This is a genomic window from Tsuneonella sp. CC-YZS046 (assembly GCF_035581365.1).
Taxonomy (GTDB): domain Bacteria; phylum Pseudomonadota; class Alphaproteobacteria; order Sphingomonadales; family Sphingomonadaceae; genus JAWKXU01.
Genome location: NZ_CP141590.1, coordinates 2695464 through 2713882, shown reverse-complemented (window position 1 = coordinate 2713882; position 18419 = coordinate 2695464). Strand labels below are relative to the sequence as shown.

At 66.1% G+C, this 18419-nt stretch carries 19 protein-coding genes; 3 read left to right on the top strand and 16 right to left on the bottom strand.

All coding sequences use genetic code 11. The annotated features are described in order from the left end of the window. Nucleotides 1–30: 30 nt before the first annotated feature. From U8326_RS13350 to xseA, 4 genes are all read right to left on the bottom strand, one after another. The gene (locus U8326_RS13350) at nucleotides 31–2886 is read right to left on the bottom strand and encodes a TonB-dependent receptor domain-containing protein (protein WP_324740874.1); all 2856 of its coding nucleotides are present in this window, start codon (nucleotides 2884–2886) and stop codon (nucleotides 31–33) included. Nucleotides 2887–3204: 318 nt separating this feature from the next. Further along, nucleotides 3205–4107 (bottom strand): M23 family metallopeptidase, encoded by a 903-nt coding sequence (locus U8326_RS13345; protein ID WP_416385533.1) that lies wholly within the window; start codon nucleotides 4105–4107, stop codon nucleotides 3205–3207. Between the two features lie 14 nt (nucleotides 4108–4121). After that, entirely contained in the window at nucleotides 4122–4325 is a 204-nt protein-coding gene (locus tag U8326_RS13340; RefSeq protein WP_324740871.1) for a DUF2093 domain-containing protein, read from the bottom strand. 27 nt (nucleotides 4326–4352) lie between these two features. Then, a complete protein-coding gene (gene xseA, locus U8326_RS13335; RefSeq protein WP_324740870.1) occupies nucleotides 4353–5816 on the bottom strand; it encodes an exodeoxyribonuclease VII large subunit in 1464 nt (487 codons plus the stop codon). Between xseA and purD the strand changes: the two genes are divergently transcribed. Then, entirely contained in the window at nucleotides 5815–7113 is a 1299-nt protein-coding gene (purD, locus tag U8326_RS13330; protein WP_324740869.1) for a phosphoribosylamine--glycine ligase, read from the top strand. The two genes, xseA and purD, sit on opposite strands and share 2 nt — an antisense overlap. A 126-nt stretch (nucleotides 7114–7239) precedes the next feature. Here purD and U8326_RS13325 read toward each other — a convergent pair whose 3' ends face one another. After that, nucleotides 7240–8235: an amidohydrolase family protein gene (locus U8326_RS13325; RefSeq protein ID WP_324740868.1), complete on the bottom strand. Its 996-nt coding sequence runs from the start codon at nucleotides 8233–8235 to the stop codon at nucleotides 7240–7242. 89 nt (nucleotides 8236–8324) lie between these two features. Here U8326_RS13325 and U8326_RS13320 point away from each other — a divergent pair, with 89 nt between their 5' ends. After that, nucleotides 8325–9317 carry an NADPH:quinone oxidoreductase family protein gene (locus tag U8326_RS13320; protein WP_324740866.1) on the top strand — a complete coding sequence of 331 codons (993 nt, stop codon included), beginning with the start codon at nucleotides 8325–8327 and terminating at the stop codon, nucleotides 9315–9317. 1 nt (nucleotide 9318) lies between these two features. Here U8326_RS13320 and U8326_RS13315 read toward each other — a convergent pair whose 3' ends face one another. Next, nucleotides 9319–10314 carry an adenosine kinase gene (locus tag U8326_RS13315; RefSeq protein WP_324740864.1) on the bottom strand — a complete coding sequence of 332 codons (996 nt, stop codon included), beginning with the start codon at nucleotides 10312–10314 and terminating at the stop codon, nucleotides 9319–9321. A 154-nt stretch (nucleotides 10315–10468) separates the two neighbouring features. Between U8326_RS13315 and U8326_RS13310 the strand changes: the two genes are divergently transcribed. Then, nucleotides 10469–10900 (top strand): hypothetical protein, encoded by a 432-nt coding sequence (locus tag U8326_RS13310; protein ID WP_324740863.1) that lies wholly within the window; start codon nucleotides 10469–10471, stop codon nucleotides 10898–10900. Nucleotides 10901–10933: 33 nt separating this feature from the next. Here U8326_RS13310 and U8326_RS13305 read toward each other — a convergent pair whose 3' ends face one another. The 10 genes from U8326_RS13305 to U8326_RS13260 all read right to left on the bottom strand — a co-directional run bounded on the left by U8326_RS13305 (nucleotide 10934) and on the right by U8326_RS13260 (nucleotide 18223). Further along, the gene (locus U8326_RS13305; protein ID WP_324740862.1) at nucleotides 10934–11638 is read right to left on the bottom strand and encodes an RES family NAD+ phosphorylase; all 705 of its coding nucleotides are present in this window, start codon (nucleotides 11636–11638) and stop codon (nucleotides 10934–10936) included. Next, the gene (locus tag U8326_RS13300; RefSeq protein WP_324740861.1) at nucleotides 11635–12045 is read right to left on the bottom strand and encodes an MbcA/ParS/Xre antitoxin family protein; all 411 of its coding nucleotides are present in this window, start codon (nucleotides 12043–12045) and stop codon (nucleotides 11635–11637) included. The genes U8326_RS13305 and U8326_RS13300 overlap by 4 nt, the downstream gene beginning before the upstream one ends. A 160-nt stretch (nucleotides 12046–12205) precedes the next feature. Beyond that, entirely contained in the window at nucleotides 12206–12565 is a 360-nt protein-coding gene (locus tag U8326_RS13295) for an iron-sulfur cluster assembly accessory protein (protein WP_324740859.1), read from the bottom strand. After that, nucleotides 12565–13044 carry an SUF system Fe-S cluster assembly protein gene (locus tag U8326_RS13290; protein WP_324740858.1) on the bottom strand — a complete coding sequence of 160 codons (480 nt, stop codon included), beginning with the start codon at nucleotides 13042–13044 and terminating at the stop codon, nucleotides 12565–12567. Before U8326_RS13290 ends, U8326_RS13295 begins: the two co-directional genes overlap by 1 nt. Before the next feature lie 5 nt (nucleotides 13045–13049). Next, nucleotides 13050–14270 carry a cysteine desulfurase gene (locus U8326_RS13285; protein WP_324740856.1) on the bottom strand — a complete coding sequence of 407 codons (1221 nt, stop codon included), beginning with the start codon at nucleotides 14268–14270 and terminating at the stop codon, nucleotides 13050–13052. Then, the gene (locus U8326_RS13280; RefSeq protein ID WP_324740855.1) at nucleotides 14267–15043 is read right to left on the bottom strand and encodes a SufD family Fe-S cluster assembly protein; all 777 of its coding nucleotides are present in this window, start codon (nucleotides 15041–15043) and stop codon (nucleotides 14267–14269) included. Before U8326_RS13280 ends, U8326_RS13285 begins: the two co-directional genes overlap by 4 nt. Beyond that, a complete protein-coding gene (sufC, locus tag U8326_RS13275) occupies nucleotides 15040–15783 on the bottom strand; it encodes a Fe-S cluster assembly ATPase SufC (protein ID WP_324740854.1) in 744 nt (247 codons plus the stop codon). The genes U8326_RS13280 and sufC overlap by 4 nt, the downstream gene beginning before the upstream one ends. Before the next feature lie 96 nt (nucleotides 15784–15879). Then, nucleotides 15880–16332 carry an endonuclease domain-containing protein gene (locus U8326_RS13270; RefSeq protein WP_324740853.1) on the bottom strand — a complete coding sequence of 151 codons (453 nt, stop codon included), beginning with the start codon at nucleotides 16330–16332 and terminating at the stop codon, nucleotides 15880–15882. Further along, nucleotides 16329–17804 carry a Fe-S cluster assembly protein SufB gene (sufB, locus tag U8326_RS13265; protein WP_324740852.1) on the bottom strand — a complete coding sequence of 492 codons (1476 nt, stop codon included), beginning with the start codon at nucleotides 17802–17804 and terminating at the stop codon, nucleotides 16329–16331. The genes U8326_RS13270 and sufB overlap by 4 nt, the downstream gene beginning before the upstream one ends. Further along, entirely contained in the window at nucleotides 17801–18223 is a 423-nt protein-coding gene (locus tag U8326_RS13260) for an SUF system Fe-S cluster assembly regulator (protein WP_324740851.1), read from the bottom strand. The genes sufB and U8326_RS13260 overlap by 4 nt, the downstream gene beginning before the upstream one ends. Nucleotides 18224–18419: the final 196 nt, after the last annotated feature.

Below are 18419 nucleotides of genomic sequence, written 5' to 3'. Positions count from 1 at the left end.
TGCGACCCTCGAAGGGTTCGTTATCGGCTATCAGAAGTCCGCGGTGATGCCCGCGAAGAAGGTCGTGCCCAGTGAATCATACACGGTGGGGAAGGTGTTGGCGGCCGCATAGGCCGTGCCGCCCGCATCCGCGCCCACGATCGGCGGATTCTTGTCGAAGATGTTCTGCACCCCGAGGCGCAGGGTGAACTTGTCGTAGAACTCCATCGACCCGCTCATGTCGAAATAGCTCTTCGCGCCGATCTTCGAGTTGAGGATATCCGTTCCCGCATCCTGCTTGACCGCGCCGATGAAGCGCCACCGGCCGGTGATGGAGAACCTGTCGCCTCCGAAGGTGAGCGAAGCGGTATGCTTCCACTTGGGCATCGGCGCCATGTTGCAGGCGAAGCCGAACTTGCCGGCGCATTCGGTTGCCGGAATAAAGCTGACGCCCTGCTTCTTGAAGCTGTCGACATAGGTGCCGGACAGGTTGAAGCCGATCCTGTTCTCCCCCACCGGGCGGACATAATCGAGCACCACGTCGACCCCGCTGGTCTTGAGGATCGCGGAGTTGAACTGGAACTGCTCGACGCCATAGTCGATGCCGCCGCTGAGCGCGCCGGTCAGCGAATTGCGGACCACCGCCTGGCAATAATCGCTGCTGGCGTCCTTGAGAAACAGGAAGCAGCCGTCGACCACATTCTGCGGCGAAACGCCGAGAACGTCGATCGCGTTCTTGATCTTGATATTGTAGTAATCGACCGAAAGCGACAAGCCCGGAATGCCGCGCGGCGTGGCGACGAAACCAATCGTGATGGTGTCGGATTTTTCCGCGTCCAGATCGGGATTGCCGCCATAGAAAGCGTTGATCTGGCCGGAAACCGGCTGCGCGATGCGGCCGATCTGGCTTGCCGGAGCGCCTGTCGCGATGCACAGGGCAGTCAGCTCGGCATCGCCGACCGGAGTGCTGCCCGCGCAGGGATCGTTGTCCAGATTGTCGATGCCGGACATGATCGGCGCCGATACCTCATAGAGGTTGGGCGCACGCACCGCACGCTGATACATGCCGCGCAGGCGCAGGCCGTCCACCGGGGTCCAGTTGGCGCCGCCCTTCCAGCTGAAGACGCTGCCCACCGTCGAATAATCGGCGTAGCGCGCGCCAAGCTCGATATTCAGCTCCTGGAAGAAGCCCTTGTCCGAGACCAGCGGGATGATCGCTTCCCCGAACACTTCCTTCACATTGTAGGAGAAGCTGGGGAACACCTGGCCCTGGCCGTAACCGATCAGTTCGCCCGAGGCATAAAGGTCGTCGATGGTCGAAGCCGCCTTTTCCTTGCGGTATTCCGCGCCCACGGCGAAGCCCACGGCCTTGTCGGACCAGGGCGAGAAGGCGCCGAGATCGCCACTGAGCGAAGCGCCGGCGATCCATTGCTGGGTCTTGTCCTTCTGCCGCCCGGTGGCGGAGATGAAGCCAAGCGCATCCTCCGAAATCGGATCGGTGGTGAACAGGTTGATCGGAACGCAGCCATTGCCCGGATCGCGGCAGACGATGTTGCCGGAACCGTCGTCCACGGCGTCCAGGGCCTGGGCGACGAGGCCATAGGTGACGTCGTTCAGATAGGCGATGTTGCGCTTGGTCTTGGCGTATTGGCCGAAGACTTCCCAGTTCAGATTGTCGCCAATGTCTCCGCGCAGGCCCATCACCGCCTGCCACGCCTTGTTGTGGTAGGTGGTGGTGCGGCCGCCGCTCTCGACGAGGCGCCGGCGAATGCCGACGGTGGTGGAACCGTCGGGGTTGATCGTGCCGATGCCGTTGAAGAAGAGATCGCGCTGCTGATCCGTCAGATAGGGATTATCGGGATATATATCGAAGGTGTAGCCGAAGGTGCCGCTCGGCGCGCTCTGGCTGTTCACCTTCGAATCGATCAGGCTGGCGCGGCCGAACCATTCGACCCCGTCCACTATCTCGTATTTCGCCAGCACCGTGCCGATCCAGCGTTCCTGCGGGGTAATCAGGTAATTCGGCGGCGCGTAATTATAGGGTTCGTAGAAGGGAACGAGATCGTTGCCCTGCCCGATCTGGTAGTAGGCGTTGTCATTATCCGCGAAGGTGTTGTCGAACACCGTGGGATAGGCGGTGGAACTGCCGCCGGGCGACACGAGATCGTCGGAACTCAACGCGAAGCGCGAATATTTGCGCGCGTCCTGATAGACCACCGAGCGCTCCATATAGCCGACCGAGGCGACGATATTGCCGCGATCGCCCAGCCTGGTGCCCAGCGTGAGGTCGCTGTTATAGACCTCGCCATCGCCCCGGCTGGTCATTTCGAGGGAGCCATCGAAGCGGACCCCTTCATATTCGTCGTCCAGGATGAAGTTGACGACGCCGGTGATGGCGTCCGAGCCATAGACGGCGGAAGCGCCGCCGGTCAGCACGTCCACCCGCTTTATCAGCGCGGTCGGGATGGTGTTGACATCGACCACGCCGTCATAATCGTAGGAAACCATGCGCTTGCCGTTGACCAGCACCAGCGTCCGCAGGTCGCCCAGGCCGCGCAGGTTGAGCGTGGCCGCGCCCGGGCTGCCATTGTTCACCGCCGGGCCGCTTTCCGGAAGGAACTGCGGATTCTGCGCCAGCAGCTTTTCCGCGCTGGGCGAATTGAAGGTCTTGAACGAATCGCCGCTGATCACCGCAACCGGGCTGCTCGCCTCGAGATCGGGCCGCGCGACGCGCGAGCCGGTGACGATGATGAGCTGGCTTGAGCCGGTGCATTCGGCGCTGCCGGGATCGATCGAGCAATCCACGGTAGGGACAGGTTCTTCCTGCGCATGGGCGGGGGAATAAAGAAGGCTGGTTCCGAGAGCCATGGTGGCGGCGGCGGAACAAAAACGTGCAAATGGTGTCATCGCGTGGTCCCATTCCTTGGGAACGAAATCCGGAGTTCTGAGGAGAGAACTCGACGCAACCAAATACCGGACCCAAATACCGGGCCAGGGGGCTTGGCCTACTGACATTAGTGTTTGTTAAACCACGAAAGGAAAGCGCCAAAGCGCTATTACTGACATTTTTGTCAGCACTGTAGCAACTGTGCAACATTGCCGTGATAGGCTAGTTATCCCGCATTTCTGAGGGTTTTTGGAATATGCTTGCCCGTTGCCGGACCCGGCAGGATAAAGATTTCCCGGAAATGTGCAGTCGCAAAATAAAATTGCGAAACGGTGCCGTTACATCGGGTCGGGCAGGAACAGCAGCGGGTCCAGCCGCGCGTCCCGCCATTTGATTCCCCAGTGGAGATGCGGCCCGGTGGCCCGGCCGGTCGCGCCGATCCGGCCGATCGTCTGGCCCTGCTTCACGCGCTCGCCCTCGCGCACCAATATGGCCGAGCAATGGAGAAAGGCGCTGTTCAACCCCGCGCCGTGGTCGACGATCAGCAGATAGCCTTCCAGCGTGAACGGCGTCTGCGCGGCGAGAACCACCACGCCGTCGGCCGGCGCCACGAAGGGCGTGCCGCTGGCGCCGGTGCTGATGTCGAGTCCGCCGTGATAGGCCCCGGGCTCGCCCCGATAGATGCGCTGCAAGCCGAACCGCCCGGAAATCCGCCCTTTGACCGGCCAGATGAAGCGCTGGCGCCAGCCGTCGCTGGCGGCATTCACCGCCCGCCCCGCCTCGATCCGAGCCAGCTCCGGCCTGCGCTTCGCCAGGAAAGCCTCGGTCGGCCCATCGGGACGGCGCGCGGCGTTGATATGTTCGATATTCCAGGAGCGCGGCGCGATGGACAGGGGCTTTTCCATGCGCTGCCCATTGGCGAACTCGGCGGCGAGCATGGCGCTACGCCCCGCGTCCCGATCGAACGCGGCAAAGAAGCTGCGGTCGGGGGCCAGCGGCAGGGGCGCTCCATCCAGCGTCACTCTTGTCGTGCCGGCTGGAGCGATGCCCCGCACCCAGCCGCCTTGCGTAAGCTCTCCGGACAGGCTGAACACCGCGGCGGCCGGCGCGGGCGAAGCCGGGGGAACGGCGGCGCTTTCCGGCGGGCGCGGGGCGGTGCCGGCCGCCGGCGCATCGTCGCCATAGCCCGCGCTGCAGGCACCAAGGATGAGGCTGGCCCCGCCAACGGCAAGACCGCGCATCACGGAACGGGCCTTCACGCCTGGCCCAGCAACCGCCGCGTCGCTATTTCAGGGCTGGCGTAAGCCTCCTGCAGCTCGACGCTCCAATAGCGCAATTCCTCCAGCGGGATGACCTTGCCGCTCACGGCACAGATCACGTGGCTTCCGGTTTTGCGGATACGATACCCGTTGGGTCCGTATTCAAGGCTGGCTACAGCATCGCGCGATGACATCAACATGGCCAAGACCCTAGCAAAGCGTCCGTTTCAAAGCAATTTCGGCTGATCGCCGGTTTCGCCACGGCGCGGCGCGGCGCGGGCGGGCCGCGCGCCGCCGGGCGAAACCTCCAGCGTTCCATCGCGGAACTTCAGCGACAGGATCGGCTCCCTGGCCGCTTCCGCCTTGTCGGTCAGGGTCTGGCCCGATGTATTCATGACCCGCACATAGCCGCGCGCGAGCGGCCGGTCGGGATGCAGCGAGGCCGCCATGCGCGCCAGATTGTCGAGCCGTTCCCGCTGGGTGGCGATCCGGCGCGTCACCAGCTCCGGGGCGAGCCGCACCGCCCCCAGGCGGTCCCGCGCGCGGTCGACCCGTGCCATCAGCAGCGGGGTCGAAAGGCGGGCGCTGTCCGCCATCAGCGCATTGCGCGAAATCTGGGCACGGGCAGCCAGCCCGCGCCGCAGCCGCTCCGTAAGATCGTCAAGTTTCTGAGCCTGAGCGGCCAGCAGCGCCTCGGGCCGGGGCAGGCGCTGGGCCCGCGCCTCCAGCCGTTCCCGCCCCAACTGGACCGGGCGCAGCGCGCAGCGCTGCTTGCGCAGGCCCAGCTCCGCCAGCAACGATTGAAGATCCGCCCGCACCGGCACGGCCATTTCAGCGGCGGCGGTGGGGGTGGGTGCGCGCCGGTCGGCAGCGTGGTCCGCCAGCGTGGTGTCCGTCTCATGCCCGACCGCGGAAATCACCGGAATCGCGCAGTCGGCGATCGCCCGGACCACGATTTCCTCGTTGAAGCTCCACAGATCCTCGATCGAGCCGCCGCCGCGCGCGACGATCACCAGATCCGGGCGCGGCACCGGCCCGCCGGGAGCGAGCGCCGAGAAGCCGCGAATCGCGGCCGCGACCTGCTCCGCCGAGCCCTGCCCCTGCACCAGCACCGGCCAGACCAGCACATGGCTGGGGAAGCGATCCGCCAGCCGGTGGAGAATATCGCGGATCACCGCTCCGGTGGGCGACGTCACCACCCCGATCACGCGCGGCAGATAAGGCAGGGGCCGCTTGCGCTCTGCCGCGAACAGCCCTTCCGCCGCGAGCCGCGCCCGCGTCTTCTCCAGCAGCGCCAGCAGCGCGCCTTCCCCGGCGATCTCCATCCGCTCGATCACGATCTGGTAATTCGAGCGGCCCGGGTAGGTGGTGAGCTTGCCGCTGGCGATCACCTCCAGCCCATCCTCGGGCGCGAAACCCAGCCGCTGGGCATTGCCGCGCCACATCACCCCGTCGATGCGCGCATTCTCGTCCTTGAGACTGCAATAGAGATGGCCGGAGGCGGCGCGTTTCACGCCGGAAAGCTCCCCGCGCAGGCGGACGAAGCCGAAGCGCTCCTCCACCGTCCGCTTCAGCAGCGCGGAAATTTCGCTGATGGAGAGCGGCGCGGCGTTGTCCCCGGCCACGCCCTTCGCTACCAGCCCGCCAGCGCCTTCCGGATCGGGGGCATCGTCATCGAAGGTATCGGGCATGAATATCCTCTTGCTGGGCTCGGGCGGACGCGAACATGCGCTGGCATGGAAGCTGGCGCAATCCCGCCTTTTGCGAAACGGGGCAGGCAGGCTGTATGCTTCGCCCGGCAATCCGGGAATCGCGGCCCATGCCGACCTCGTCGCGCTCGACCTGAGCGACCATGCCGCAGTCGCCGCTTTCTGCGAAAGCCACGCCATCGGGCTGGTGGTGATCGGGCCGGAAGCCCCGCTGGTGGATGGCCTGGCCGATTCGCTGCGGGAAGCGGGCACGCCGGTGTTCGGCCCCTCCAGGGCGGCGGCGCGGCTGGAAGGCAGCAAGGGCTATACCAAGGATCTGTGCGAACGCGCCGGCATCCCGACCGCAGGCTATGTCCGCACCCGCTCGCTCGAGGAAGCGAATGCGGCGCTGGAGCGCTTCGCCGCGCCCTATGTGCTGAAGGCGGACGGCCTCGCGGCGGGCAAGGGCGTGGTCATCGCCGAAAACCGGGCCGAAGCCGGGGAAGCCCTGGCCGACATGTTCGGCGGCCGGTTCGGCGCGGCGGGCGCGGAAGTGGTGATCGAGGAATTCATGGAAGGGGAGGAGGCCAGCTTCTTCGCCCTGACCGACGGGGCAACCATCGTGCCGTTCGGCTCCGCGCAGGACCACAAGCGGGTGGGCGAGGGCGATACCGGACCCAATACCGGCGGCATGGGCGCCTACAGCCCGGCCCCGGTCCTCACTCCGCTGCTGGAAGGCGAGGTGCTGGAACGGATCATCGCCCCCACCGTCAGGACCATGGCCGATGAAGGCACGCCTTACTCGGGCGTGCTCTATGCCGGGCTGATGCTGACCGCGCAGGGTCCGAAGCTGATCGAATATAATTGCCGGTTCGGCGATCCGGAATGCCAGGTGCTGATGATGCGGCTGGATTGCGACCTGGGCGAACTGCTGCTCGCCTGCGCGGAAAACCGCCTGTCCACCTGCCAGCCGCCCCGCTTTTCCGACGATGCGGCGCTGACCGTGGTGATGGCGGCGCAAGGCTATCCCGATACCCCGAAGAAGGGTGGACGGATCGAGGCGCTGGACGCCGCCGAGGCGACCGGCGCGCGGGTGTTCCATGCCGGCACCGCGCTGGACGCGGCCGGCGCCCTTGCCTCGAGCGGGGGGCGGGTGCTGAATGTCACCGCGCGCGGTGCCAGCGTGACCGAGGCGCAGGCCGCCGCCTATCGCGCGGTCGACCTCATCGACTTTCCGGACGGTTTCTGCCGCCGCGACATCGGCTGGCGCGAAGTGGCCCGGGAGAAGGAGCAGGGCTGATTGAGGCAGGCCTTAGACTCGTTCCGGTTCTGGTTGAACCGGAACGAGTCTGGAATTTGCCTGTTTTCCGTGATTTCCGAGTCAGCAAGTGATTCCACTTGCTTCGAAATCACTCTAGCGCGCCGGTCAGGCGATCCGGTAGAAGCGATGCGCATTGTCGCGGAACAGGGCTGACTTCTCAGCGGCGCTGGCCCCCGACACGATCAGCTTGAAGGCGTTCCAGATGGCGGAATAGCCGCAACTTTCCCGGTCCGCCGGATAATTGCTTTCGAACATGCAACGCTCCGGGCCGAATGCCTCGATGCAGGTTTCGATATAGGGCCGCCATGCCTCGGCCAGTTCGGCGGGGGTCGGCGGCGCGTCCCGATGCTCGAAGCCGAAGCCGCATTTCGTCATGCCCAGCCCGCCCAGCTTCACGATGACGTTCCGCCGTTCGGCCAGCCGCCGGATCTGCTCGCGCCAGTCGGCGAACACCTCTTCCCTGCGTCCGGCATAGGGGCCGATCCCCAGCGGACCGCCCAGATGATCGAGCACGATCCCGGTGCCGGGAAAGGCCGTCGCCAGCTCGACCAGATCCGGCAGCTGCGGATGATAAAGCCATGCCTCGAAGGCGAGGCCGAACCCCTCGAGCAGGGCGAAGCCTTCGCGGAACCGGGAGTTCCCCAGCAGATGCGGCGGCGGATTGACGATGCTGTTGCCCACTTCGGGCGAGGCATCCCACGCCACCGAATGACGGATCGAGCGGAGCCGGCCTTCCCCGGCCTCGACCAGCTTCTCCAGCGTTTCCCGGGCATCCGCGCCGAGCAGCAGATCCGCATGGCCCACGATCGCCTGCATCGGGCGGAAGCCGTCGGCACGCGCCTGCGCGGCCAGCGCCGCCACCTCGCGCACCTCGCCCACCGGCATCAGCCGGGCGGGCGCATCCGCATCGTAGAAGGCGCGGCATTCCACGAATACCGACGTCTCGACCCGGTGGCCCCGCCCCGGATCGACATCCGCGACATAATCTTCGAGCAGATAGGGCATTCCCGCCCAGTCCCAGATATGATGATGGGCATCGCAGATCGGCAGGTCCGGCTCGATGATGTCCTCGGCCGGAAATCGCTTGCGGATATCGTACATGCGGCGCTGTTATCACAGCATGGCTATCCGACAATGCGGTTGCGGCGGAAAACCGCCGCAGGGGCGCGGGCGAGCAGAGGGGTTGAACAATGAAAGCGGTATTGGCGGACGATCTCGAGGCGATTGAAAGCTACCGGCTTCGCGATGCCGACCGCCCGCGCATCGGCCCGGACGAAGTGCTCATCCGGGTGGAAGGCTGCGGCGTCGGCTATGTCGACGCGCTGGAAGCGCTCGGGCGCTATCAGGTGAAACCGGCGCTGCCCTTCTCGCCCGGGCATGAAATCGCGGGCGTGGTGGAAGAGGTGGGCCGGGAGGTGTCCGGCCTCTCCGCCGGCACGAGAGTGATCGCCCTCGCCCGCCACGGCTTTGCCGAATATGTCGCCGCGCCCGCTTCCATGGCCTTCCCGATGCCCGCCGCCATGAGCTTTGCCCAAGGGGCGGGCTTCCCGCTGAATTTCCTGACCGTGCTGCACGGCCTGCGCGATCGCGGGCAATTGGCGGCGGGGGAAACCGTCCTCGTCTTCGGCGCGGCGGGCGGTGTCGGCTCGGCCGCGATCCAGGTCGCCCGGGCCATGGGTGCGCGGGTGATCGCCGCCGCCTCCACCGGGGAAAAGCGCGACTATGCACTGGCGAACGGGGCGGATGCCGCGATCGACACCCATCCCGAAGGCTGGCGCGACCGGCTGAAAGCGGCCTGTGGCGGCGCCGGGCCGAATGTCATCTTCGATCCGGTGTGCGGGCCTCTGTTCGAGCCTGCCTTCCGCTCGCTCGCCTGGGGCGGCCGGCATCTGGTCGTCGGTTTCGTGGGCGGGCCGATCCCGGCCCTGCCGGCCCATCTGTCCTTGCTGAAAGGGGCCGCCCTGTGCGGAGTGGACGTGCGGCAATATATGCTGTTCGAGCAGCACCGGCTGCGGGACGATTTCCGCCAATTGCTGGGATGGGCCGCCCATGGCGGGATCGAGCCGCCGGTGGGCGAAATCTTCAAGCTGGAGGAATTTGCCGACGCCTTGAATCTTGCCCTGTCCGGCAAGGCCCGGGGCAAGATCGTGCTGCAGGTGGCCGCCAGCCCGGCCACGGCATAGATCAGCCCAGCCGCACCTTCATCAGCGCCCGCAGATCCGCCTCCGGGCGCGCGCCGAAATGGGAAATCACTTCCCCGGCCGCCACCGCGCCCATCTTCAGGCAGCGGCCCAGTTCCTCGCCCCGCACCAGACCGGCCAGAAATCCGGCGGCGAACAGGTCGCCCGCGCCGGTGGTGTCGACGACATGCTCGACCGGCTCGGCCGCGATCTCGGCCCGCTCCCCGCCGCTGATCGCCACTGCGCCTTCCTCGCTGCGGGTGACGACCAGCACCGGCAGTTTCGGCGCCAGCGCGGCCAGCCCGGCTTCCAGATCGGCTTCGCCGGTCAGCGCGGCCAGTTCCGCCTTGTTGGCGAACAGGATGTCGATCTCCCCCGCATCGATCAGCGCGCGGAAATCGTCGCCATGCCGGTCGATCACGAAGGCGTCGGACAGGGTGAAGGCCACCCTGCGCCCAGCCGCGCGGGCGGCGGCAATCGCTTTGCGCATCGCGGCGCGCGGCTGTTCCGGGTCCCACAGATAACCTTCGAGATAGAGGATGGCGGCGCTGGCGATCAGCCCTTCGTCCAGCGCTTCGGCCGGCAGGAACTGGGACGCACCGAGATAGGTGTTCATGGTCCGCTGGCCGTCAGGGGTGACGAAGATCAGGCAACGCGCGGTGGATGGCGGGCCGGGGCGGGCGGGGGAATCGAAATCGATGCCAACCGCCCGGATGTCGTGAGCGAAAACCTCGCCGAGCTGATCGTCCGCGACCTGGCCGATGAAGGCGCATTGCGCCCCCAGCGCGGACAGGCCGGCCAGCGTATTGGCCGCCGAGCCACCGGAAATCTCCCGGGCCGGGCCCATCGCCTCATACAGCTCATGCGCCCTGTCGGTATCGACCAGCATCATGCCCCCCCGGGCAAGGCCGAGTTCCTCGATCAATTCATCCTCGCAGGGAGACATCACATCGACGATTGCATTGCCGATGGCGAGAACGTCGTATCGAGGAGCGGACATGCGGTTTCCCTTGCAGAGAGCATCTGTTGCGCCCCTTACCCGCTCGATGCCGGAAGGCCAAGGCGGCGGATCGCGGCACGATGCGTTGACTTGGCGGCGCTTGCCCGCCACTTGCGTTCAGGCCATCCCAACGATCGCAGGAAAGGAGCGGGCGATGCGGCGCAAGATCAATCTGTCCCTTTGCCTGCTGCCCCTGCTCGCGGCCTGCGGCGGAAGCGGCGGGCAAGCCCCGGTCAAGAGCGTGAGCGCCCAGCCTGCGCCCGCCCGGGGCGTTCCCGCCACCAAGCCCGCGCCGCCGCCCGCGCCCAGCTGGCGCGCCGCCCGGGTGATGGAAGCGCCCGGCCTGGAAGGGGTGATCGGCGCCGATGTTTCCTCGCTCACCCGGCAATTCGGCCAGGCGCGGCTCGATGTATGGGAAGGCGACGCGCGCAAGCTGCAGTTCAGCGGCCAGGCCTGCGTCCTCGACATCTATCTCTATCCGCCTGCGCCGAAGTCCGAACCCAAGGCCGCCTATGTGGACGCGCGCCGGGCCAGCGACGGGCAGGACGTGGACCGCGCCGCCTGCGTCGCCGCGTTAAAGAAATAAAGGCAGTCCTGCGCTGCCAGCGCAGGCAGGGTTTCAGGCGAGCGCGGACTCGGTTCTCGTCCGCCGGTTGAATATCCGGTCCACTCGCTGGCCATCCCAATGCAGTTCGTAGTGATCCGTCTGTTGCGGGATGCCCACCGCATCGGGCCAGAACGCCCCTATGCACAACCCGCCCGGGCAGCGCACCGAATTGTAGTGAACCCCGTCTGCCCCATCGCCGCGCAATCGGGCGGCAAGGCGCTGCGGCACGCTCCAGTCCGCAGGGTCGTGACAATCGGCGCGGCCTCGCAGATCCACGAACAGGCGGTCCACCGCGCCCACCATCATGCGGAACTGCGAATGCCAGCCCGGCCCTTCGCCCGTGCTGCGCATCAGCCGGGCCTGATGGAAGGCCACTTCGCGCAGCGCCACTTCCTCGCTGTCGCCCGCGCTGTAGACACCATATCCGCCCGCCGTGAAGCGGCCGGGCCGGTCGGCGCTGACATGCACGAAAGGCGCCATCACCAGGCTGGCGCCGGGGCCGGCCACGCGCCGCTCCGCAGGCACCAGATCCAGCCGGCCGATGCTTTCGACCAGCCGGGGATTGGTTTTGCTCTCCACCGAGGCCAGCGCCTCCCAATCCCTCGGGTCGGCAATATCCTCGAACAGGTCGACGGGCGGATGAATGGTGCGGATCAGGCGGAAGGCCCGGTCCCATCGCACATGCACCTCGGGCAGGGCATCGCGGGCGGCATTCACCAGCCGCCCCGCTCCGCATCGAGATAGGCGCGCACCCGTTGCAAGGCGAAGATCGAGCCGCCGAGCATCACGTCGAGCGCGCGCTGCCCGGCGAAGACCGCATTCGGCTTCCTCACCCAGCGATAGGCCTGTTCGACATCGCGATAGAGGTAGCGCAACCCCTTGTGGATGCCGAGCAGCAGCGAAAGCCGGGTGGCAAGGTCGCGGTCGATCCGGCCGATCTCCCCCTTCTTCCAGCGGGCATAGGTGCGCAGCGAAAGCCCGCCCAGGATTTCGCAGGCTTCCTCATCCGTCAGCTCCCAGCGGGCGAACAGGTTCACCACCGCCCGGGCTGCGGCCCGCGCTTCCTCCGGAGTGATCCGGGGATTGTGCGGCTCCGCCTGGGTACGAGGGATTTCCTGCAGCACACGCTTTCTCCTATTGGCAGGATATAGGCGATAAGATGCCATTTGGCAAGACCGCAGCCGTTCTACGCGGATGCCGCCCATGCACACGACATCGAGGCCCGCCGATCAGGACCGGCGGGAGGGGGCGGGGGAAGCTATTTGAACAGCCGAAGGCTGTCGCTCAGACGGTGAAGCTCTCGCCGCAGCCGCAGGTGCCTGTCGCGTTGGGGTTCTGGAACACGAAGCCGGCGCTGAAATCGTCTTCCTGCCAGTCCATGGTCGAGCCGATCAGGTAAAGCACGCTGGCCCCGTCGATGAAGAAGGCGCCGCCCGGCGTCTCGATCCGCTCGTCCATCGGATCGGCTTCGGTCACGTAATCGACCGAATAGGCGAGGCCCGAACAGCCCCGGCGCGGGGTCGACAGCTTGACCCCGATGGCATCGGCGGGGGCCTTCGCCATCAGCTCGGCAATACGCGCTTCGGCCGACGGCGTGAGCAATACGGCGGCCGGCCGCGCACGAGTCTTGGTTTCCGTCGTCATCACAACATCCCCAGTTCGAGCCGCGCCTCGTCGCTCATCTTGGCCGGGTCCCATGGCGGGTCCCACACCAGATTGACCTCGGCCCCGCGCACGCCCGGCACGCTGCCGACGCGCAGTTCCACTTCGCTCGGCATGCTTTCGGCCACCGGGCAATGCGGCGTGGTCAAGGTCATGGTCACCGCGACATCGGCTTCGGAGGTGACCTCCACATTATAGATAAGGCCGAGATCATAGATATTCACGGGAATTTCGGGATCGTAGATCTCGCGCAGCGCAGCGACCACCGCTTCGTAGAGATCGCCGCCCGGTTCGCCCGCAGAAATCCCGGCCGGTTGTTCCTTAAGGAAGCCCTCGAGATAGTCCCGCTTGCGCTCCAGCTTCTCGGCCGGGCTCTCCGCCTCGTCCACCCGCGCGCGAGGGGGCGGCGCGACGCCGTCCACTTCCTCGATCGCGAATGTCTTTCCGGTGTTCTCGCTCATGCTCATCATCCTCTGGCGAAAATCCGCCTGGTGCGTTCGATGCCGCGCAGCAGGGCGTCTATATCGCCTTCATCGCTGTAAATGCCGAAGCTCGCGCGCGCCGTCGCCGGCACGCCCAGATGGTCCATCAGCGGCTGCGCGCAATGGTGGCCGGCGCGGATCGCGACGCCTTCCTCGTCCAATATGGTGCCGAGATCGTGCGGATGCACCCCTTCCATCGCGAAACTGACGATCCCCGCCGAATCCTCCGGGCCGAACAGCCGGATGTCGTTCATCCCGCGCATCGCATCGCGCATCCGCGACACCAGCGCCAGCTCGTGCGCATGAATGGCCGGCAGGCCGATCGCCTCCACGTAGTCGATCGCGGCGTGGAGCGCGATCGCCTCCACGATGGCGGGGGTTCCCGCCTCGAACCGCTGGGGCGGAGGCGCATAGGTCGTTCGCTCGAACGTCACCCGGTCGATCATCGAGCCGCCGCCATGCCAGGGCGGCATCGCTTCCAGGATTTCCCGGCGCGCCCACAAGGCCCCGATCCCGGTCGGGCCATAGAGCTTGTGCGCCGAGAACACGTAGAAATCGCAATCCAGCGCCGCGACATCCACCGCCAGCCGCGGCACGGCCTGACAGCCGTCGATCAGGATCTTCGCGCCGGCCGCATGGGCAAGATCGGCTGCGCGGCGCACATCCAGCGTGGAGCCGAGCACGTTGGACACATGCGCGAGGGCAACCAGCCGGTGCTGCGGCGTCAGCATCCGTTCCGCCGCATCGAGATCGATCCTGCCGTCATCGGTCAGCGGGCAGACGTCGATCGCCACCCCGGTCCGGTCGCGCAGCAATTGCCACGGCACAATGTTGGAATGATGTTCCAGCACCGAAAGCAGGATTCGGTCCCCGGCCTTGAGGTTCGCCTGCCCCCAACTCTGCGCGACCAGATTGATCGCCTCGGTCGCGCCGCGAGTGAACACCACCTCGTCTTCCGCGCCGCCAAGGAATTGCGCGACCCGCCGCCGCGCCGCCTCGAACGCCAGCGTCATATCCGCCGAACGCGCATAGACCCCGCGATGCACGGTTGCATAATCGCGCCCCATCGCCCGCGCCGCCGCATCCAGCACCGTCTGCGGCTTCTGCGCGGTCGCCGCGGAATCGAGATAATGCCAGGCCCCGCCCTCCGGAACGGCCAGCCCCGGGAAATCGGCCTTGCGGCTGAGGGTCGCGGTGTCGTTCACACCGCATCTCCCAATACGGAAAGCGCCTGATCCAGCATGGCTTCGCGGGTCGCTTCGTCGGCAATGCCGGCGAAGGCATCCGCGACGAAGGCGCGGACCAGCAGCTTGCGCGCGATCTCGGGCGGAAGCCCACGCGCCGCCATGTAGAAGCCCGCCGTCTCATCCAGCGCGCCGATCGCCGCGCCATGTGCGCATTTCACGTCGTCGGCGAAGATTTCCAGTTCCGGTTTGGTATTGGCGGTCGCGCCCTTTTCCAGCAGGATCGCCCTGAAATTCTGCGCGGCATCGGTCTGCTGCGCATCGCGCGCAACTTCGATCCGGCCCAGGAAATTGCCGGTCGAACGCCCCCATTGCACCGCCCGCACCGTCTGGTTCGAGGTGGCGCCCGGCGCGGCATGGATCGTGCGGGTAACGAATTCCTGGATATTGTCCCCGCCGCCGATGGTCACGCCGCCGAATTCGAAATGTGCGCCTTCCTCCAGCGTCACCTCGACCTCGACCCGGGAATAGGCAGCCCCGGCATTGGTCACGAACATGGCGAACCGGCCATCCTTGCCGACATGGACGCGCAGCCGGTCCACCCGGCCGCCGGCGGCATTGCCCGGCAGCACGGCGCGGACTTCCTGCGCGGTTTCACCGGCCGGCACCTCGAGCGCGCGCCACTGGGCAAGCGCCACCCCATCCGCCTGCGCCAGGAAAGCGGGGTCGGCATAGCGCCACTCCTCATCCCGGGTGGAGGGGCGGGCCAGGGGAATGATGGCCGCGTCGGTCACGCCGCTACCGCCTCGTAGCCTTCCTGCTCGAGCCGGAGCGCAAGTTCCGGCCCGCCGGACGTGACGATCCGGCCCTTGGCGAGGACATGCACCCGGTCCGGCTTCACATAGTCGAGCAGGCGCTGGTAATGCGTAATCAGCAGCACGCCCCGGTCGGGCTTGCGCATGATCGCATTGATGCCCTCGCCCACCACGCGCAAGGCGTCAATGTCGAGGCCGCTGTCGGTCTCGTCCAGCACCGCGAGTTTGGGATCGAGAATGCCCATCTGGACCATTTCGGCCCGCTTTTTCTCGCCGCCGGAGAAGCCGACGTTCACCGGGCGCTTGAGCATCTCCATGTCGAGCCTGAGCAGCCCGGCCTTCTCGCGCGCGAGCTTGAGGAAATCGCCGCCCGAGAGCGGCTCTTCCCCCCGCGCCTTGCGCTGCGCATTGAGCGCCTCGCGCAGGAACTGGACATTGGAGACGCCCGGGATCTCGACCGGATACTGGAAGCCCAGGAACAGCCCGGCGGCCGCGCGCTCATGCGGCTCCAGCGCCAGCAGGTCCTGCCCGTCGAACGTCACCGAGCCTTCGGTCACCTCATAACCGGGCCGCCCGCCCAGCACATAGGACAGCGTCGACTTGCCCGCGCCGTTGGGCCCCATGATGGCATGGACCTCGCCCGCATTGATGGTGAGCGAAAGGCCCTTGAGGATTTCGGTGCCACCGACCGTGGCGTGGAGATTGTCAATCTTGAGCATCGGAATCCTTCGTGCGCTTGGGGCCAAAGAAAAAGGCCAGCGCAAAAATCATGGGGAAGAAGGTTGCGGCAGCAATCGCGATCCAGCTTGCGGCGTTCATGCTGCACTCCCGCGTCCAGAGGTGGGGCGCTGGAACGGCTTCTCCAGCTCGGCCAGAATGGCCTGCAGCACGCCCTCCGCATCGCCCAGCACCGCTTCATCGGAGAAACGCAGCACGCGAATGCCCACGTCGCCAAGCTTGCGATCCTTCAGCGCATCCAGTTCCGCATTGGCGCCCGGCCCGCTGATCTCAACCACCAGCCAGCGCGCGGGGCAGGCGAAATCGACAATGGCGGAACCCACGATCTGATGCCGCTTGAACTTGAAGCCGCCCAGCTTCTGGTCCTTCAGCCCGGACCACAGCAGCTTTTCCGCTTCGCTCGGATCGCGGCGGCGGGCGCGGGCCATGTCCTTCAGGCGGTCCAGCCGCTTGCCAGTGACGCCCCAATTCGCGCGCGGATCGGATGATCCCGTATTCTCGCCGCTGCGGATGGAAAGGGTCTTGCTCATCCTACCGATCCTTCCAGCGAGATGCCCAGCAGCTTCTGCGCTTCCACCGCGAATTCCATCGGCAATTGCTGCAGCACTTCGCGCGCGAAGCCATTGACGATCAGCGCCACCGCTTCCTCCTGATCCAGCCCGCGCTGCATCGCGTAGAACAGCTGGTCGTCGCTGATCTTGCTGGTGGTGGCCTCATGCTCGATCTGGGCTGAGGGATTCTTCACCTCGATATAGGGCACGGTATGCGCCCCGCAGCTGGAGCCGAGCAGCAGGGAATCGCACTGCGTGAAATTGCGCGCCCCTTCCGCATTCGCGGCGACGCGCACCAACCCGCGATAGGTATTGTTGCTGCGGCCCGCGCTGATCCCCTTGGAAATGATCGTGGAGCGCGAGCGCTTGCCATTGTGGATCATCTTGGTGCCGGTGTCGGCCTGCTGGAAATTGTTGGTGACGGCGACCGAGTAGAACTCGCCCACCGAATCCTCGCCGTTCAGCACGCAGCTGGGATATTTCCAGGTGATCGCGCTGCCGGTCTCGACCTGGGTCCAGCTGATCTTGGAGCGGGCGCCCTGGCACAGCCCGCGCTTGGTCACGAAGTTGTAGATGCCGCCCTTGCCCTGCGCATCCCCCGGATACCAGTTCTGGACGGTCGAATATTTGATTTCCGCATCGTCCAGCGCCACCAGCTCCACCACGGCCGCGTGCAGCTGGTTCTCGTCGCGCTGCGGCGCGGTGCAGCCTTCCAGATAGGAAACATAGCTGCCCTTGTCGGCCACGATCAGCGTGCGTTCGAACTGTCCGGTGTTCTCCGCATTGATGCGGAAATAGGTGGAAAGCTCCATCGGGCAGCGCACCCCTTCGGGGATATAGACGAAGGTGCCGTCGGAAAAGACCGCGCAATTGAGCGCGGCGAAATAATTGTCATGCTGCGGCACGACCTTGCCGAGCCACTTCCTCACCAGCTCCGGATATTCGCGGATCGCCTCGCTGATCGAAAGGAAGATGACGCCGGCCTTCTTCAGCTCCTCGCGGAAGGTGGTCGCCACGCTGACGGAATCGAACACCGCGTCGACCGCGACCTTGCGCGCGCCCTCGACACCGGCCAGCACCTTCTGCTCCTCGATCGGGATGCCGAGCTTTTCGTAAACCTTGAGGATTTCCGGATCGACCTCGTCCAGGCTGCCCAGCTTGGGCTTGGGTTTGGGCGCCGCGTAATAATAGGCGTCCTGATAGTCGATCGGCGGAATATCCAGCTTCGCCCATTCCGGCTCGGCCATGGTCAGCCAGTGGCGATAGGCCTTCAGGCGCCATTCCAGCATCCATTCCGGCTCGCCCTTCTTGGCGCTGATGAAGCGGACCGTATCCTCGCTCAATCCCTTGGGCGCGAATTCCTGCTCGATATTCGAATGGAAGCCCCATTCGTAGGTTTCCAGCCTGCGGGCTGCCTCGCGCGCTTCGCGATCCTTGATTTCTTCCGTCATGCGTGAGCCCCCACGGGCGTTTCCGAAAACCGGGTGAGCGGCACCTGGGCGAGCGCGCCCCGTAGCGCCTCATTCACCAAAGGCCAATGCGGACGAAGGCTGCAGGATTTCTCCAGCCCGCAATCGTGGCGTCCGGCTTCGATACAGGCGGTCAGGGCGATCGGCCCTTCCACCGCTTCGACGATATCGGCAAGGGAAATCGCGGCAGCCGGCCGGGCCAGCTGGAGCCCGCCGCCCGCGCCGCGGACGGAACGCAGCAGGCCAGCCGCGCTCAGCAGGCTGACCAGCTTCTGCACCGTGGGCGCGGGCAGCCCGGTTTCCTCCGCCAATTGCGCGGCGGACACGCGCGTGCCGCCGCAGTGGCGCGCGGCGGCGCTCATCGTTACCACTGCATAATCGGCCATGCTGGAAAGCCGCATGAATCCTGCACTCCGCCTAAATAAGATCGAATCACTCCGATTTCATCTAGGGATGAGGCAGCGGGATTGCAATCGTGACGCTCGCAATGGGAGAAAAGCGCGAAAAAAAAGGCAGCCCCGCCACGCGGACGGGACTGCCTTGAAGGTGAGGAACTCTCTGCGGCACGCCTGCGGCGGCGCGTTGAGCCCTTCGGGT

Coding starts and splice junctions, on each gene's coding strand:
- U8326_RS13350 (WP_324740874.1), bottom strand. CDS start 2,886: ATGACACCATTTGCACGTTTTTGTTCCGCCGCCGCCACCATGGCTCTC.
- U8326_RS13345 (WP_416385533.1), bottom strand. CDS start 4,107: ATGCGCGGTCTTGCCGTTGGCGGGGCCAGCCTCATCCTTGGTGCCTGC.
- U8326_RS13340 (WP_324740871.1), bottom strand. CDS start 4,325: ATGTTGATGTCATCGCGCGATGCTGTAGCCAGCCTTGAATACGGACCC.
- purD (WP_324740869.1), top strand. CDS start 5,815: ATGAATATCCTCTTGCTGGGCTCGGGCGGACGCGAACATGCGCTGGCA.
- xseA (WP_324740870.1), bottom strand. CDS start 5,816: ATGCCCGATACCTTCGATGACGATGCCCCCGATCCGGAAGGCGCTGGC.
- U8326_RS13325 (WP_324740868.1), bottom strand. CDS start 8,235: ATGTACGATATCCGCAAGCGATTTCCGGCCGAGGACATCATCGAGCCG.
- U8326_RS13320 (WP_324740866.1), top strand. CDS start 8,325: ATGAAAGCGGTATTGGCGGACGATCTCGAGGCGATTGAAAGCTACCGG.
- U8326_RS13315 (WP_324740864.1), bottom strand. CDS start 10,314: ATGTCCGCTCCTCGATACGACGTTCTCGCCATCGGCAATGCAATCGTC.
- U8326_RS13310 (WP_324740863.1), top strand. CDS start 10,469: ATGCGGCGCAAGATCAATCTGTCCCTTTGCCTGCTGCCCCTGCTCGCG.
- U8326_RS13295 (WP_324740859.1), bottom strand. CDS start 12,565: ATGACGACGGAAACCAAGACTCGTGCGCGGCCGGCCGCCGTATTGCTC.
- U8326_RS13290 (WP_324740858.1), bottom strand. CDS start 13,044: ATGAGCGAGAACACCGGAAAGACATTCGCGATCGAGGAAGTGGACGGC.
- sufC (WP_324740854.1), bottom strand. CDS start 15,783: ATGCTCAAGATTGACAATCTCCACGCCACGGTCGGTGGCACCGAAATC.
- U8326_RS13270 (WP_324740853.1), bottom strand. CDS start 16,332: ATGAGCAAGACCCTTTCCATCCGCAGCGGCGAGAATACGGGATCATCC.
- sufB (WP_324740852.1), bottom strand. CDS start 17,804: ATGACGGAAGAAATCAAGGATCGCGAAGCGCGCGAGGCAGCCCGCAGG.
- U8326_RS13260 (WP_324740851.1), bottom strand. CDS start 18,223: ATGCGGCTTTCCAGCATGGCCGATTATGCAGTGGTAACGATGAGCGCC.